The sequence below is a fragment of the Pseudomonas sp. BNK-45 genome, from assembly GCF_047456255.1.
Lineage (GTDB): Bacteria > Pseudomonadota > Gammaproteobacteria > Pseudomonadales > Pseudomonadaceae > Aquipseudomonas.
Genome location: NZ_CP179909.1, coordinates 1060546 through 1075077 on the forward strand (window position 1 = coordinate 1060546; position 14532 = coordinate 1075077).

Genomic DNA, 14532 nt, shown 5'->3' on the forward strand with positions numbered 1-14532 from the left:
GCGCCGCTTCACCGCCATGGCCGGCGGTGCGCGGCGCCTGTCACTCCGCCGCGCCGGCCGGCAGGCTCGCGGTCGTGACGCGGGGCTCGCGCTTGATCATGCGGTGCATCCGCCATTCGAACGCCAGGGTCAGGCTGATGGCCGCACAGGCCAGGCCCAGGGCCAGTCCCCACCAGACACCGGTCGGTCCCCAGCCCAGGGTAAAGGCCATCAGCCAGGCCGCGGGCGCGCCGATCAGCCAGTAGCAGCCCAGCCCCACCAGGAAGGTGGTCTTGGCGTCCTTGAGGCCGCGAATCGCGCCCATGGCGATGGTCTGGGTGCCATCGAACAGCTCGAACCAGGCCGCCACCGCCAGCAGACTCACCGCCAGTCGGATCACCTCGGCGAACGCCGGGTCGTTGTGGTCGAGGAACAGCCCGATCAGTTGGTTGGGCAGCAGCCAGAAGACCATGGCGAACCCGAGCATCGCCACCGCGCCGAAGGCGATGCCCACCCGCCCGGCCAGCCGCGCATCGGGCAGTTGCCCGGCGCCGTAATGCTGGCCGATGCGCATGGTGATGGCGTAGGAGATACCCGCCGGCACCATGAACGCCACTGACACGATCTGCAGGGCGATCTGGTGCGCCGCCAACTGGGTGCTGCCCATGGTGCCCATGCACAGCGCAGCAAAGGCGAACAACCCGACTTCCACGGCATAGGTGCCGCCAATGGGCAGGCCCAGGCGCCACAGCTCCCGCAGGTACCGGGTATTCAAGCGGGCCAGGCCCCGGCGCAGCGGGTAGGCGGCGTAGGCCGGATGGCACTTGATGTGCCAGGCCAGGGCCAGGGCCATGCAGTTGGCGACGATGGCAGTCACCAGGCCGATCCCCACCAAGCCCAGTTTCGGCAGGCCGAACATGCCGGTGATCAACGCATAGTTGAGCAGGAAGTTGGCCACCGTCCCCGCCAGGCTGATGACCATCACCGGGGTTGCCCGGCCAATGGCGCTGGTGAAGCCGCGCAGGGCCATGAAACTCAGGTAGCCGGGCAGGGCAAATGGCAGGATCAGCAGGAACTGGCCGGCGGCCTGGACGTTGCTCGGGGTCTGGCCGAACAGCAACAACAGCGGTTTGAGGTTCCACAGCAGCAGGCCGGCGACCAGGGCCATGATCCAGGCCAGCCACAGTCCCGCCTGGGTCAGGCGCGCGGCGCCCTCGATGTCTCCGGCGCCCTGACGAATCGCCACCAGGGTGCCTACCGCGGCAATCACGCCGATGCAGAAAATCGAGACAAAGGAATAGCTGGCGGCGCCCAGGCCGCCGCCGGCCAAGGCTTGCGGGCTGATGCGGGCCATCATCAGGGTGTCGGTGAGGACCATCAGCATGTGCGCCAGTTGCGAGGCGATCAACGGCCCCGCCAGCCGCAGGATGGCCCAGAGTTCGGTGCGTGCTGGATGCTGCATGGTCATCAGGCTCGATTCTTGAAAATTCGGGAAGAGCGCTGATTCTCGGTGCTTACAGCGCATAGCACAAAAGGATAAAAATACTTGCTGGCATGATAAAAACTCATGCGAAGCCATTTTCTGCCAGTCTGGCGCCCTGGTGTTGTCCGGAGCACATCCATGTCTCGTCGTCTGCCTCCTCTGTATGCCCTGCGTGCCTTTGAAGCGGCGGCACGCCACAGCTCGTTCACCCGTGCCGCCGAAGAGCTGTCGATTACCCAAAGCGCCGTCAGCCGGCATATCCGCACCCTGGAGGAGCATTTCGCCTGCCGACTGTTCCAGCGCAGCGGGCGCAACCTGCAACTGACCGAGGCGGCGCGCCTGCTGTTGCCGGGCATCCGTGAAGGCTTCGGCGCGCTGGAACGGGCCTGCAATACCCTGCGCGCCGAAGACGGCATCCTGCGCATGAAGGCGCCCTCGACCCTGACCATGCGCTGGCTGCTGGCGCGCCTCAGCCGCTTCCGCCACCTGCAGCCGGGCAACGAGGTACAGCTCACCAGCGCCTGGATGGACGTGGACTCGGTGGATTTCAACCAGGAACCCTTCGACTGCGCGGTGTTGCTGAGCAATGGCCACTTTCCCCCGGACTGGGAAGCCAGCTACCTGTTCCCCGAGCTGTTGATCCCGGTGGGGGCGCCGAACCTGCTCAACGACCAGCCCTGGGATGTGGCGCGGCTGGCGGCCACCGAGCTCTTGCACCCTACGCCGGACCGCCGTGACTGGCGCAGCTGGCTGGAGCACATGGGGCTCACCGATCAGGTCTCGCTCAAGGGCGGGCAGGTGTTCGACACCCTGGAGCTGGGGATGATCGCGGCGGCTCGGGGTTACGGCGTGTCCATGGGGGATCTGCTGATGGTGGCCGAAGATGTGGCTCAGGGTCGCTTGAGCCTGCCCTGGCCGACCGCCGTCGCCAGTGGCTTGAACTATTACCTGGTGTGGCCCAAGACCCGGCCGGGAGGCGAACGTTTGCGTCGCCTCAGCGACTTTCTCCAGGGCGAGGTCCAGGCCATGCAATTGCCCGAGGTAGAGCGCCTCGGCTGAAACGATGCAGTGCCCGGCCGGCGGGGGCGCGCAGATATCCTTGCAAGGCGCTCAAGTATTTGCCGGCGCCGCCGAATCCATGGGTTATGGAACCAGCGTTCAGGAAGGTCCTAAATTACTAAAAATCCTAGAATTATGACTGCCGAGCGTGCTGACCGATCAGGATGATCCGCCTTCTCGGCAAGGAGCCATCATGTCCCAACCCCGTGCCCGCATAGCCTCCCAGCTTGGGCTTGCCCTTGCCCTGATTCTTGCCCTGGTCATCAGTGGCAGCACCCTGTTTGCCCTGCGCTCACTGGATTCGGCGAACCTCGATACCCGGGAAGAGCACCTGGCCAGCGAGGCGCGGCTGTTGGCGGACCAGCTCAACACCTTCCACGGCAGCCTGCGCGAGAGCACCCAGCGCCTGAGCGGCCTGTTCGAAAACCGCTTCAGCGGCGGCCTGAGCCTGCACCCCGAGCAACCGGTGAGTGTGGCCGGGGTCCAGACCCCGGGCCTGCACCTGGGGGACGTGGTGCTCAACAACAACTTCGAGGAAGTGGACGAGTTCAAGCAGATGACTGCCGGGGTGGCGACCCTGTTCGTGCGCAGCGGCGATGACTTCATCCGGGTCAGTACCTCCCTGAGCAAGCAGGACGGCAGCCGGGCCATCGGCACCTTGCTCGATCATGCCCACCCGGCCTATCAGAAACTCATGGCGGGCCAGGGCTATGTCGGTCGCGCCCTGCTCTTTGAACGCTTCTACATGACCCAGTACACCCCGGTGATGGATCGCGGCGGTAAGGTCATCGCGGTGCTGTTTGTCGGTTTCGATTACACCGATGCGCAGAATGCCCAGTTCGACAATCTCAAGCGTTTTCGCATCGGCCAGAGCGGTTCCCTGGCCCTGCTCGACGAGCAGGACAAGTGGCTGGTGCCGCCGGCCGGTGTGCAGGGGCTGGACCAGGCTGCGCAGGTCATGGCCACTGCGGCGAAGGAACCGGGCAAGGGCCGCTTCTGGAGCGATCAGGGCGAGGACTTCTACAGCCTGGCGGTGCCGTTTGCCGGTGGTCCCTGGTCGGTGGTGGCCAGCATGCCCAAGGCCGAGATCCGTGCGGTGACCTGGAGCGTGGGGATTCGCCTGGTGATCGGCAGCCTGCTGGCGATGCTGCTGGCGGTGGGGGCCACGGTCTGGCTGCTGCGCAGCAAGCTGGCGCCCCTGAGCGATCTGGTGCGCCAGGCCCAGGCCCTGGGGGGCGGCGACCTGAGCGCGCGGCTGAATGTCTCCAGCCATGACGAAATCGGCCAGCTGGCCCGCAGCTTCAACCAGATGGGCGAAGCCCTGTCGACCATGGTCGAGCACATTCGCCGTTCCGCTGCCGAGGTCAATGGCCGGGCCCAGGCCTTGTCCGGTCTGTCCAGCGGCGCCTATGAAGGCATGGAGCAGCAGTCCGGCGAGATCACCAGCATGGCCGGGGCGGTGGAGCAGTTCAGCGCCACTTCGCTGAACATCGCCGACAACATGGGCAGCACCCAGCGTCTGGCTCAGGAAAACGCCGAGCAGACCCATATCGGCCTCGAATCCATGCAGCAGGCTTCGGCGTCCCTGGAGCAGATTGCCGGGGCCCTCAACAGCACGGCCACGGTGATCAATACCCTGGGCCAGCGTTCCCAGGAGATTGGCGGGATTGTCGGGGTGATCACCGCCATTGCCGATCAGACCAACCTGCTGGCCCTCAACGCCGCCATCGAGGCCGCGCGTGCCGGCGAGCAGGGGCGCGGGTTTGCCGTGGTCGCCGATGAGGTGCGCAACCTGGCGTCGCGCACCCGCGAGGCCACTGATGAAATCTCGCAGATGATCAACAGCATCCAGCAGGAAACCGGCAACGCCATCGAAACCATGGAACAGGGCAACCGCCTGATGCAGGAAGGCTTGTCGCGCAACGCCAATGTCGCCTCGGCCCTGGCCCTGATCGACGAGCAGAGCCGCAGCGCCGGTGAACAGTTCGCCGCCATCACCACCGCGACTCAGGAACAGAGCAGCACCGCCACGGTGCTCAGCAGCAACCTGCAGAGCATTGCCCAGGCCAACAGCGAGCAGCGTGAAGTGGTGTCCAACCTGGCGCTCACCGCCCGTGAGCTGGAAACCCTGGCCGCCGACCTGCGCCAGGAGGTCGACCGCTTCCGCTGATCTGGCCCAGCCGGCTGGGCCGGGGCTCAGCGGGGCTCGGCCGACTCAGCCAGGCCCGGATCCACGCGCTTGCCGATATCCCGCAGGCGCGCCAGCTGGTCGACCATGGTGGGCGCCTCATCGACGCTGCTGACGAAGGTCCACAGGTAAGTCATCACCGCATACACGTGGCCGGCCTTGACCTCGGGTGCCAGCGCCAGCTGGCTGATGGCGATGACGAACAGCAGCGCGGCGACCGCACCAAGGAACAGATAGGCCGTCGCTTCCCGGTCCGAGAGGCCGATGCGCAGCCGCGACAGCAGGCGATAGTGGCGCTGTAGCGAGACGGCACCGACCTTGGCCACCAGGCCGATTTCCTTTTCCAGCCGGTTGTTCAGGCGTTCGTGCAGTTGCTGGTTGCGGCGGGCAAAACGCGGCAGCAGGGTCACGCACAGCAGCAGCGCCGTGAGGCAGGCGAGGCCGATCCAGGGTTCGATCACCAGCAGCATCACCGCTGCGCCGACGATCGACACCAGGGCCGTGGCGATGGTCGGCACGTGCTTTTCGAAGAAGTCGACGAACTCCCGGGCCAGCACCACCCGCGCCGCGGCGGTGGACGTGTCCTGCTGTTGCAGGCGCTGGTTGAGGATCACCGGCACCGCGAGGTCGGCGTAGATGCGGGTGAACGTGCGGGTGTCCACTGCTCGCCGCGCCGCGCCCACCACCCAGAAGCCCAGCACCACCAAGGCGTAGATCAGCGCATGGGCGGCGTCGCCGCTCAGGATCGAGTCCACGGCAAAGCCGGCGAACAGCGGATAGGCCAGCAACAGGGCGTTCTCCAGGGCCACCAGGGACAGGGTGCCGAACAGCTTGCCCGGATAGGCCCTGGCTATGGCCTTGAGAGTCTGGCCGGCGGACTGTTGGCCGATTTTCTGCTTTGGATCCACGGCAATGAGTGGGGTAGCGGCGGGCATGAGTGCACCACAAGAATGATTGGGGTTAATATTGAGCGACTGCTCAATTATCTTTGAGCGATCGCTCAAAATGCAAGCGCCGTCCATCCTGGCGCCAAGAGGCCCGATTGCCCATGTCGCGTAACGACCGCAAAGACCAGATCATCCAGGCCGCCCTGGAATTATTCCGCAGCAAGGGTTTCGCCGAGGTTTCCACCCGGGACCTGGCCGAGCATGCCGGCCTGTCCCGCAGCCACGTTTATCACTACTTCAGTGATTTCAAAGAGCTGCGCCGCGAAGCCTTCGTCCATTTCGCCAATCAACAATTGGAAGCGGTGGGCGGGCCCCTGCGCGGTGCGGCGCCGATGGACGCTTTGCAAGGATTCATCCGTGACTGTCTGCCCGATTGTGCCGAAGACGGCTGGGCCTTGTGGCTCGATGCCTGGGACGAAGCCATGCACGACGCCGAGCTGGCCGAGACTTACCTGAGGATCAATGGCCAGTGGCAGGCAATGCTGGCCGGCATCATTGTCGATGGAGTCGAGACGGGGGTGTTTCACTGCGCCAACCCCCAGCGCGCGGCCCGGCAGTTGCTTGCGCAGACCATGGGCTACACCGATGACCTGCTGCTGCGGGCTTCTCCCGAGTCGGCCCGGGCTGCGTTGCAGGAAGTCATGGAAGTGGCGGGCCTGCTGCTGGGATTCAAGGCCTGAAAGGCAAAGCCGGGCAGTGGCGGAGTTGTGCGGTCAATCGCGAATTTGTAGCTTGCTGAAACGATTCTTCAGCGCTATAAAAACCGCACAACTCCAATAAAGGCAGCCCTTCCATGACATCCCTCAAACTGCTGGTCACCCTCGGCGCGCTGACCGCCGCCTCCCACGCCATGGCCTGGGACTATGTGCTGCTCGACACCGACAAGGCCGCTGAAAACCTGCATATCACCAGCGAGCAGTTGGGTCTGAAGACCGCGCAACCCTTCTCCGTGACCTTGCGCACCTTGCATGGCGGCCGCCAGGAAGGGGTCAGCATCGTCGATATCGACAACGGCCAGATGAAGCTTTCGCTGGTGCCGACCCGAGGCATGAATGTGCTGCAGGCCTCGGTGGGCGACGTGCGCCTGGGGTGGGATTCACCGGTCAAGGAAGTGGTCAATCCGGCCTTCATCGAACTCAATGGCCGCGGTGGCCTGGGCTGGCTGGAAGGCTTCAACGAGCTGGTGACGCGCTGCGGTTACGAGTGGGTCGGGCACCCGGGCATGGACAACGGTGAATTGCTGACCCTGCATGGCCGCGCCGCGAACATTCCGGCCAGCAAAGTCACCCTGCACATCGACGAACAGCCGCCCTATGCGATTCATCTGCGAGGCGAACTCAAGGAGCAGGCGTTCAAGAAGGTCGACTTCAGCGTGGCCACCGAGCTGGTCACCGAGCCCGGCAGCACCAGCTTCACCCTCAACGATCGCCTGACCAACAACGGCGATTATGCGAAGGAATATCAGGCGCTGTACCACAGCAACTTCAGCACCCCGTTCCTTGAACAGGGGGCAAAATTTGCCGCGCCGGTCAAACAGGTGTCGCCGTTCAACGACAAGGCCAAGGCCGATCTGGGCGATTGGCAGACCTACCGCGGCCCGACCCGCGACTATGACGAAACCGTGTACAACGTGGTGCCTTATGCCGATGCCCAGGGCGAGACCCTGGCGGTGCTGCACAACAAGGCGGGCAGCCTCGGGGTGTCCCTGGGCTTCAATACCCGACAGTTGCCGGTGTTCTCGCTGTGGAAAAACACCGACACCCAGGGCCAGGGCTATGTGACCGGGTTGGAGCCGGGCACCAGTTTTTCCTACAACCGCCGTTATCAGCGTCCATTGAATCTGGTGCCGACGATTGGTCCCAAGGAGCAGCGGGAGTTTCAGATCCGCTACAGCCTGTTGGCGGACAAGGTTGCGGTGGACAACGCCTTGAATCGTGTCAGTCAGATCCAGCAAGGGCGTCAGACCGAAGTGCGGCCAACGCCGCTGGTGGATCTGTCCAAGGAGTGAACCTTCAATCGGCGCCGGGACGATAGTGCAGCGCCTCTGCCAGATGGTCGCGACTGATGCTTGCCGCCTGCTCCAGGTCGGCCAGGGTCCTGGCCACCTTGAGCAGGCGGTGAGCGGCGCGCAACGACAGGTTCAAGCGTTCGCAGGCCGCTTCCAGCCAGTGCTCGTCGGCTGTGGATAACTGGCAATGGCGCCGCAGGCCGGGCAGGTCGAGAAAGGCGTTGGCACAGCCCTGGCGCTGGCCTTGCAGCTGGCGTGCCCGGGCGACTCTGGCGGCGGCTTCGGCGCTGTCGTTGCCCGTTTGTGGCCTGGGGTTGAGGGCGGTGACCTCGCGGGCCACGGTCAGGTGCAGGTCGATGCGATCGAGCAGCGGGCCGGACAACTTGTTGCGATAGCGCTGGATCTGTTCCGGCGTGCAGCGGCAGCGTCCGCTGGGTTCGCCAAGGTATCCGCAGGGGCAGGGGTTCATCGCCGCGACCAGTTGGAAGCGTGCCGGGAACTGCACCCGGTCGCGGGCCCGGGAGATGATGATCTGCCCGGACTCCATGGGCTCGCGCAGGACCTCCAATACCTTGCGATCGAACTCCGGTAGCTCATCGAGAAACAGCACGCCGTGATGGGCCAGGGTGATTTCCCCGGGTTGGGGTTTGGAGCCGCCTCCGACCAGCGCCGCCCCCGAAGCCGAATGATGAGGCTGACGAAACGGCCGCTGGGGCCAGTGGCGCAGGGGCGTGTGGCTGGTCACCGATTGAATCGCCGCCACTTCCAGGGCCTCGTCCTCCTGCAAGGGGGGCAACAGGCCGGGCAGGCGGCTGGCCAGCAGGGTCTTGCCGGTGCCTGGCGGGCCGCTGAACAGCAGGTTGTGGGCACCGGCCGCGGCGATCAGCAAGGCGCGCTTGGCGGCGAGCTGGCCCTGTACTTCGCGAAGATCGGGGTAGGGGGAGTGGCTCTGTGTCAGGCCGTCGCTGATGTAAGGCGCTATCGGTGCCTGGCCGTTGAGATGGGCCACGGCTTGCAGCAGATGCTCGACCGCGATCACCTCCAGGCCACTGGCCAGGCAGGCTTCTTCGGCATTGGCGCGGGGCACCAGCAGGGTGCGTCCGGCGTCGCGCGCCGCCAGTGCGGCAGGGAGTACGCCGCGCACCGCCCTTACTGCTCCGGACAGCGCCAGTTCCCCCAGGCATTCGATGTTGTCCAGGGCCTGCGCCGGTACTTGCACGCTGGCGGCGAGGATGCCCAGGGCGATGGCCAGGTCGAAGCGCCCGCCATCCTTGGGCAGGTCCGCCGGAGCCAGGTTGAGGGTGATGCGGCGCGCGGGGAAATCGAACCCGGCGTTGAGAATGGCGCTGCGCACCCGGTCCTTGCTTTCCTTGACTGCAGCTTCCGGCAGGCCCACCAGGGTCAGGCTTGGCAAGCCATTGGCCAGGTGCACTTCAACGCTGACCGCCGGTGCCTGCACGCCGACCTGGGCACGGCTGTGAATGATCGCCAGGGACATGGGGAGTTCTTCCTTGAGACAGCGGAACCGCTTCCTACGGGGCTGCTGCAAGGATAGATGAGGGGGGGCGGCAGAGGTGCTTGAATGGGCACAGGATATGTCGCCGGCGCTGCGGCTTTGGCTGGCCAGTCGGCGCCTGCGGCACGGGGCTGCAGGAGCCGGCTTGCCGGCGAACCGGCGGTTCAGCTCAGTCTTGTGCCGGATTCAGCCGCGCTTCCAGCTCCGCCACTTTGGCTTCGAGGCTTTCCAGGCGTGCGCGGGTGCGGGCCAGGACCACCATCTGGCTGTCGAATTCTTCCCGGCTGACCAGGTCGAGCTTGCTGAAGCCGCTTTGCAGCAGGGCCTTGAATTGGCTTTCGATTTCGTTGCGGGGCAGGGGCGTGTCACCGCTGAGCAAACGCGAGGCGTGGCCGCTCAGGGCATCGAGAAGGTCTTTGGGCGCGAGCATGGGAGAGTCCTGAATTGCAGTCGGCCCGCAGTGTATCACGCAGCAACAGCGCTCCAGGCGAGCCTGGGTTGCACGTTTTTCGCGCATCCGGCCGGGCGCCGACGCACTGTTTTTGTGCGTATGCCGGGCCCGGTTTTCCGGTATTCGCCGCCAGCGCCAGGCAAAGGACTGAAATCACTGAATTTTCCCGAGCTGGCAAGCTTTCTGCTTAGACCCTGGTGACCCATGCACTGATGCAGTCGCTGTGACGAATGCAGTGCGGCAGCCTGCGCGGGGGGTGTTTCGTCAGGAGCGGTTAGCTGGCGTCGGTCTGGCTGAGTAAGGCCGACGATGCGTTACAAAGCCAGGCACTGCGCTTAGACTTGAGTCGGGTTTGTTTTCCTGGGGCAAGTCCACCAATTCGGGAGAGAGTTTCATGAAGCTAGTCACTGCCATCATCAAGCCGTTCAAGTTGGACGACGTGCGCGAGTCGCTGTCCGAAATCGGCGTGCAGGGCATTACCGTTACTGAGGTCAAAGGCTTCGGCCGGCAGAAAGGTCACACCGAGCTGTATCGCGGTGCGGAGTACGTGGTGGATTTTCTGCCCAAGGTGAAGATCGATGTCGCCATTGACGACAAGGATCTTGACCGGGTTATCGAGGCGATAACCAAGGCCGCCAACACCGGCAAGATCGGTGACGGCAAGATCTTCGTGGTCAATCTGGAACAGGCTATTCGCATCCGTACCGGCGAAACCGATACCGACGCCATCTAAGCCGCCAAACCCAACGCCCCAGGAGAAAACAATATGACTCTGCGTAAATTCGCAGGGCTAGGAGCCCTGTTGTCCCTCGTAATGCCTGGCCTGGCCTTGGCGGCAGATCCGGTGCCCCCTCCAGTGCTCAACTCCGGCGACACCGCGTGGATGCTGACCTCCACGGCCCTGGTGCTGTTCATGACCATCCCCGGGCTGGCGCTGTTCTACGGCGGCATGGTGCGTTCGAAAAACATTCTTTCCGTGATGATGCAGTGCTTCGCCATCACCGGTCTGGTCACTGTCCTGTGGTTCATCTATGGCTACAGCATGGCGTTCGATACCACCGGGATGGAAGCTGGCGTCGTCAATCTCAATTCCTTCGTGGGCGGCTTGTCCAAGGCCTTCCTGGCGGGGGTCACCCCGGCCAGCCTGACCGGCCCGGCGGCGTTGTTCCCCGAGGCGGTGTTCGTCACCTTCCAGATGACCTTCGCCATCATCACTCCGGCACTGATCGTCGGTGCCTTCGCCGAGCGGATGAAGTTCTCCGCGATGCTGATCTTCATGGGCGTCTGGTTCACCCTGGTGTACGCGCCAATTGCCCACATGGTCTGGAGCGGTCCGGGTTCTCTGCTGGGCGACTGGGGCGTGCTGGACTTCGCCGGCGGCACTGTGGTCCACATCAACGCCGGTATCGCCGGGCTGGTGGCCTGCCTGGTGCTGGGCAAGCGCAAAGGCTTCCCGACCACGCCCATGGCGCCGCATAACCTGGGCTACACCCTGATGGGCGCGGCCATGCTGTGGGTCGGCTGGTTCGGTTTCAACGCCGGTTCCGCGGCGGCTGCCAACGGCACCGCCGGCATGGCCATGCTGGTCACGCAGATCGCAACGGCTGCCGCCGCCCTGGGCTGGATGTTTGCCGAGTGGATGACCCACGGCAAGCCAAGCGCGCTGGGCATCGCTTCGGGCGTGGTGGCCGGCCTGGTCGCCATCACTCCGGCCGCCGGTACCGTGGGCCCGATGGGTGCGCTGATCATTGGCCTGGCGGCAGGTGTGGTGTGCTTCTTCTGCGCCACCAGCCTCAAGCGCAAGCTGGGTTATGACGACTCCCTGGATGCCTTCGGCGTTCACGGCATCGGCGGTATTCTCGGGGCGATCCTCACCGGCGTGTTCGCTGCACCGTCCCTGGGCGGCTTCGGCACCGTCACCGATATCGCGGCACAGGTCTGGATCCAGGCCAAGGGCGTCGGCTTCACCGTGATCTACACCGCGATCGTCACCTTCATCATCCTCAAGGTCCTGGATGCGGTCATGGGGCTGCGTGTCACCGAGGAAGAAGAAGCGGTCGGCCTCGACCTGGCGCAACACAACGAGCGTGGTTACAACCTGTAATCGCGTGGGGAAAAAAGCCCGGCTCCGGCCGGGCATTTTTTTGCCTGACGTTTGTCATTGAAAAATGGCTGAAAGGATTTTCTGACAAGCATTGGCGTGTTTGCCGTGGCGATTTCCAGCAGGACAAATGCTTACACTAAAGCAGGATTATTCGGCGCTTTGTTTTTTCACTGAGCGCGCTAGAATGCGCGCCGAAGCGTGGAGATCGGTATGTGGCAGCAGACCCTGATTACCTTGCGGGCCAGGCCCCGGGGCTTTCACCTGGTGACGGACGAGTTGCTCGCCGGCCTGCCCGAGTTGAGGGCGTGTCGGGTTGGTCTGCTGCATTTATGGCTGCAACATACCTCGGCCTCGTTGACCATCAACGAGAACGCCGATCCGGCGGTCCGGCGTGACTTCGAACGTTTCTTCAACACCCTGGTGCCTCAAGGCATGGCCGGGTACGAACATAACGACGAAGGCGAAGACGACCTTCCGGCGCACTTCAAGGCCAGTTTGCTAGGCTGTCAGCTGACTTTGCCGGTAGCGGCGGGACGCTTGGCGCTAGGCACCTGGCAAGGTGTTTATCTGGGCGAGCATCGCGATCATGGCGGTGCTCGCAAAGTCCTTGCCACCCTGCAGGGTGATAGGGCATAAGCCGCTGAGTATCAGTGGACGTTGATTTTTTTCCGGCGGCCTTCGACAGTCGGCGCAGCTGGGCTATAACTAATCTGCTTTTCGCAAGTCATGAGGTAGAACATGAGCGACGATGATCTGGAAAACGACGACCTCGAAGTAGGTGACGAAGACGATACCGAAGAAGGTCTTGAAGCGGCCGCCGACGATGTGGTGGAAGACGATGGCAGTGATGTTCCTGCTCCGACCGCCAAAGGCAAGGCCAAGGCTGCCGTTTCGGTAGACGAGCTGCCGAGTGTCGAAGCCAAGAACAAGGAGCGTGATGCACTGGCGCGTGCCATGGAAGAGTTCCTGGCCCGTGGCGGCAAAGTGCAGGAAGTCGAGGCCAATGTGGTCGCCGATCCGCCCAAGAAGCCTGATAACAAGTACGGCAGCCGGCCTATCTGAGCCTTGCTACTTGCTTGCTGAAAAAGCCCGCCGTCGCTGCGGGCTTTTTCATGGAAGAAAGACAGGCAGCGGCAAGTTACGAGCTGCAAGCTATAAGTTCGAGGCTTGAGGCTTGAGGCTTGAGGCTGCGGCGGCCGGCCGCCTATTTCCAGCTGGCCAGCAGTCGTGGCAGTTCAATCAGGCTGCGGATCTCGGCATCTGGTGCGCGATCGGCTTCCCAGGTCTTGCCGCTGGGATTGAACCAGATCGCGCGCAGGCCCGCCTGCTGGGCGCCGGCAATGTCGTCGCCCGGGTGATCGCCGATATGCACGGCGGTATCGGCCGTTGCGCCACCGCGCTGCAGGGCTTCATGGAACAGTCGGGCATCCGGCTTGGCGACCCCGATGTCTTCGGCGCACAGGGCGAACTTGAAGTAGTCCGCCAGGCCCAGGCGGCGCACGTCGGCATTGCCATTGGTGACCACCCCCAGGGCGAAGTGATTGGCCAGGGCTTCCAGGGTCGGCAGCACCTCGGGAAAGATCTCCAGTTGATGCCGCGCGTGCAGGAATACTTCGAAGCTCTGATCGGCCAGTTGGCTGGCTTGACTGTGCTCGTACCCAGCCTCTTCCAGGGCATGGAACAGTACCTGGCGGCGCAGGGCGCTGATTCGGTACTTGAGGTGCGGTTGTTCGAGCAGCACGCGTTCGCGAATGCTCCACAGATGCTCCACCGGCACGCCGCCGAGATTCGGTGCATGCTCGGTCAGCCACTGACGCAGGGTGGCCTCGGCGCTGACAATCACCGGGGCGGTGTCCCAGAGGGTGTCATCAAGGTCGAAGGTGATCAGTTTGATGGTCATTACTCACCGCCTTTGTTGCGTTTGGCCCGAGGGTGGGCGCTGTCGTAGACCGCTGCCAGGTGCTGGAAGTCCAGGTGGGTGTAGATCTGTGTGGTCTTGATATCCGAGTGCCCGAGCAACTCCTGCACGGCACGCAGGTCCTGGGAAGACTCCAGCAGGTGGCTGGCAAAGGAATGACGCAGCATGTGCGGATGCAGGTTCTGCCCCAGCTCGCGCTCTCCGGCGGCCTTGACCCGCAGTTGGATGGCGCGCGGCCCCAGGCGCCGGCCCTTTTGACTGACGAACAGGGCGCCGTCCGGCGGGTTGCTCAGGGCGCGCAGCGGTAGCCACAGTGCCAGGGCCTCCCGGGCTTTTTTGCCCACGGGCAGCACGCGGGTCTTGCTGCCCTTGCCCAGGACCTGCACCAGCCCGTCCGCCAGATCCAGTTGCTCGAGGTTCAGGCTGGTCAGTTCGGAAAGACGCAGCCCGCAGGAGTAGAACAGCTCCAGGATCGCCTGGTCGCGATGGGCCAGGAAGTCATCCTCCACTGCGCCATCGAGCAGCTGCAGGGCGCGATCAGTGTCCAGGGTCTTGGGCAGGCGGCGTTCGCCCTTGGGCGGCGCCAGGCCGTTGGCCGGGTCGTGATCGCACAGCCCTTCGCGGTTCAGGTAGTGATAGAGCCCGCGCACCGCGGACAGCAGGCGGGCCAGGCTGCGGGACGACTGACCCTGCTGGTGCAGACGGGCAATCATGCTGCGCAGGCCCTGGACATCCAGGTCGGTCCAGCTGCGGACCTGCTGTTTCTCGCAAAACCCCAGCACCTTGTCGAGATCGCGTCGATAGGCCTGCAGGGTGTGGGGCGACACCTGGCGCTCACTGCGCAGGTGTGCGCAGTAGGCATCCAGTTGCTGCTGCATG

14 protein-coding genes are annotated in these 14532 nt (G+C 64.2%); 8 read left to right on the forward strand and 6 right to left on the reverse strand.

The annotated features are described in order from the left end of the window. Positions 1–40 precede the first annotated feature (40 nt). Positions 41–1441, reverse strand: coding sequence for a NorM family multidrug efflux MATE transporter (locus tag ACMGG8_RS04840; protein ID WP_173655966.1), 1401 nt, complete (start codon positions 1439–1441; stop codon positions 41–43). Positions 1442–1600: 159 nt separating this feature from the next. On the opposite strand from ACMGG8_RS04840, the gene ACMGG8_RS04845 reads away from it, so the two are divergent. Both ACMGG8_RS04845 and ACMGG8_RS04850 read left to right on the forward strand, forming a co-directional pair. Next, positions 1601–2521, forward strand: a complete 921-nt coding sequence (locus tag ACMGG8_RS04845; RefSeq protein ID WP_060841696.1) for a LysR substrate-binding domain-containing protein — start codon at positions 1601–1603, stop codon at positions 2519–2521. 193 nt (positions 2522–2714) lie between these two features. Continuing rightward, on the forward strand, positions 2715–4691 hold the full coding sequence (locus ACMGG8_RS04850; RefSeq protein ID WP_108545015.1) for a methyl-accepting chemotaxis protein: 1977 nt from the start codon (positions 2715–2717) through the stop codon (positions 4689–4691). Between the two features lie 26 nt (positions 4692–4717). Here ACMGG8_RS04850 and ACMGG8_RS04855 read toward each other — a convergent pair whose 3' ends face one another. Beyond that, a complete protein-coding gene (locus ACMGG8_RS04855) occupies positions 4718–5644 on the reverse strand; it encodes an ABC transporter six-transmembrane domain-containing protein (RefSeq protein WP_414159252.1) in 927 nt (308 codons plus the stop codon). A gap of 113 nt (positions 5645–5757) precedes the next feature. Here ACMGG8_RS04855 and ACMGG8_RS04860 point away from each other — a divergent pair, with 113 nt between their 5' ends. Continuing rightward, positions 5758–6336: a TetR/AcrR family transcriptional regulator gene (locus ACMGG8_RS04860; RefSeq protein WP_060844953.1), complete on the forward strand. Its 579-nt coding sequence runs from the start codon at positions 5758–5760 to the stop codon at positions 6334–6336. A gap of 113 nt (positions 6337–6449) precedes the next feature. Next, positions 6450–7664: an aldose 1-epimerase family protein gene (locus ACMGG8_RS04865; RefSeq protein ID WP_060841692.1), complete on the forward strand. Its 1215-nt coding sequence runs from the start codon at positions 6450–6452 to the stop codon at positions 7662–7664. A 4-nt stretch (positions 7665–7668) separates the two neighbouring features. Here the strand turns inward: ACMGG8_RS04865 and ACMGG8_RS04870 are convergent, their stop codons facing one another. Both ACMGG8_RS04870 and ACMGG8_RS04875 read right to left on the reverse strand, forming a co-directional pair. Then, complete coding sequence (locus ACMGG8_RS04870) at positions 7669–9162, reverse strand: YifB family Mg chelatase-like AAA ATPase (RefSeq protein WP_414159253.1); 1494 nt, start codon at positions 9160–9162, stop codon at positions 7669–7671. A 187-nt stretch (positions 9163–9349) separates the two neighbouring features. Continuing rightward, positions 9350–9610 (reverse strand): accessory factor UbiK family protein, encoded by a 261-nt coding sequence (locus tag ACMGG8_RS04875; RefSeq protein ID WP_016965457.1) that lies wholly within the window; start codon positions 9608–9610, stop codon positions 9350–9352. Between the two features lie 415 nt (positions 9611–10025). On the opposite strand from ACMGG8_RS04875, the gene glnK reads away from it, so the two are divergent. From glnK to sutA, 4 genes are all read left to right on the forward strand, one after another. Next, positions 10026–10364 carry a P-II family nitrogen regulator gene (gene glnK, locus ACMGG8_RS04880; RefSeq protein ID WP_002555808.1) on the forward strand — a complete coding sequence of 113 codons (339 nt, stop codon included), beginning with the start codon at positions 10026–10028 and terminating at the stop codon, positions 10362–10364. A 33-nt stretch (positions 10365–10397) separates the two neighbouring features. Then, the gene (locus ACMGG8_RS04885) at positions 10398–11735 is read left to right on the forward strand and encodes an ammonium transporter (protein WP_060841689.1); all 1338 of its coding nucleotides are present in this window, start codon (positions 10398–10400) and stop codon (positions 11733–11735) included. 210 nt (positions 11736–11945) lie between these two features. Continuing rightward, positions 11946–12371: a secondary thiamine-phosphate synthase enzyme YjbQ gene (locus tag ACMGG8_RS04890; protein ID WP_060841688.1), complete on the forward strand. Its 426-nt coding sequence runs from the start codon at positions 11946–11948 to the stop codon at positions 12369–12371. A 102-nt stretch (positions 12372–12473) separates the two neighbouring features. Further along, positions 12474–12797, forward strand: coding sequence for a transcriptional regulator SutA (gene sutA, locus ACMGG8_RS04895; RefSeq protein ID WP_016965454.1), 324 nt, complete (start codon positions 12474–12476; stop codon positions 12795–12797). A gap of 142 nt (positions 12798–12939) precedes the next feature. Here the strand turns inward: sutA and ACMGG8_RS04900 are convergent, their stop codons facing one another. Then, on the reverse strand, positions 12940–13635 hold the full coding sequence (locus ACMGG8_RS04900) for an HAD family hydrolase (protein ID WP_414159254.1): 696 nt from the start codon (positions 13633–13635) through the stop codon (positions 12940–12942). Continuing rightward, positions 13635–14531 (reverse strand): tyrosine recombinase XerC, encoded by an 897-nt coding sequence (gene xerC / locus ACMGG8_RS04905; protein WP_060841686.1) that lies wholly within the window; start codon positions 14529–14531, stop codon positions 13635–13637. The genes ACMGG8_RS04900 and xerC overlap by 1 nt, the downstream gene beginning before the upstream one ends. Position 14532 lies beyond the last annotated feature (1 nt).

Bases quoted from the DNA above. Each gene is read 5' to 3' on its own strand.
- ACMGG8_RS04855 (WP_414159252.1), bottom strand. From the start codon at position 5,644: ATGCCCGCCGCTACCCCACTCATTGCCGTGGATCCAAAGCAGAAAATC.
- ACMGG8_RS04860 (WP_060844953.1), top strand. From the start codon at position 5,758: ATGTCGCGTAACGACCGCAAAGACCAGATCATCCAGGCCGCCCTGGAA.
- ACMGG8_RS04865 (WP_060841692.1), top strand. From the start codon at position 6,450: ATGACATCCCTCAAACTGCTGGTCACCCTCGGCGCGCTGACCGCCGCC.
- ACMGG8_RS04900 (WP_414159254.1), bottom strand. From the start codon at position 13,635: ATGACCATCAAACTGATCACCTTCGACCTTGATGACACCCTCTGGGAC.
- sutA (WP_016965454.1), top strand. From the start codon at position 12,474: ATGAGCGACGATGATCTGGAAAACGACGACCTCGAAGTAGGTGACGAA.
- ACMGG8_RS04845 (WP_060841696.1), top strand. From the start codon at position 1,601: ATGTCTCGTCGTCTGCCTCCTCTGTATGCCCTGCGTGCCTTTGAAGCG.
- ACMGG8_RS04840 (WP_173655966.1), bottom strand. From the start codon at position 1,441: ATGCAGCATCCAGCACGCACCGAACTCTGGGCCATCCTGCGGCTGGCG.
- ACMGG8_RS04875 (WP_016965457.1), bottom strand. From the start codon at position 9,610: ATGCTCGCGCCCAAAGACCTTCTCGATGCCCTGAGCGGCCACGCCTCG.
- ACMGG8_RS04870 (WP_414159253.1), bottom strand. From the start codon at position 9,162: ATGTCCCTGGCGATCATTCACAGCCGTGCCCAGGTCGGCGTGCAGGCA.
- ACMGG8_RS04885 (WP_060841689.1), top strand. From the start codon at position 10,398: ATGACTCTGCGTAAATTCGCAGGGCTAGGAGCCCTGTTGTCCCTCGTA.
- glnK (WP_002555808.1), top strand. From the start codon at position 10,026: ATGAAGCTAGTCACTGCCATCATCAAGCCGTTCAAGTTGGACGACGTG.
- ACMGG8_RS04890 (WP_060841688.1), top strand. From the start codon at position 11,946: ATGTGGCAGCAGACCCTGATTACCTTGCGGGCCAGGCCCCGGGGCTTT.
- ACMGG8_RS04850 (WP_108545015.1), top strand. From the start codon at position 2,715: ATGTCCCAACCCCGTGCCCGCATAGCCTCCCAGCTTGGGCTTGCCCTT.
- xerC (WP_060841686.1), bottom strand. From the start codon at position 14,531: ATGCAGCAGCAACTGGATGCCTACTGCGCACACCTGCGCAGTGAGCGC.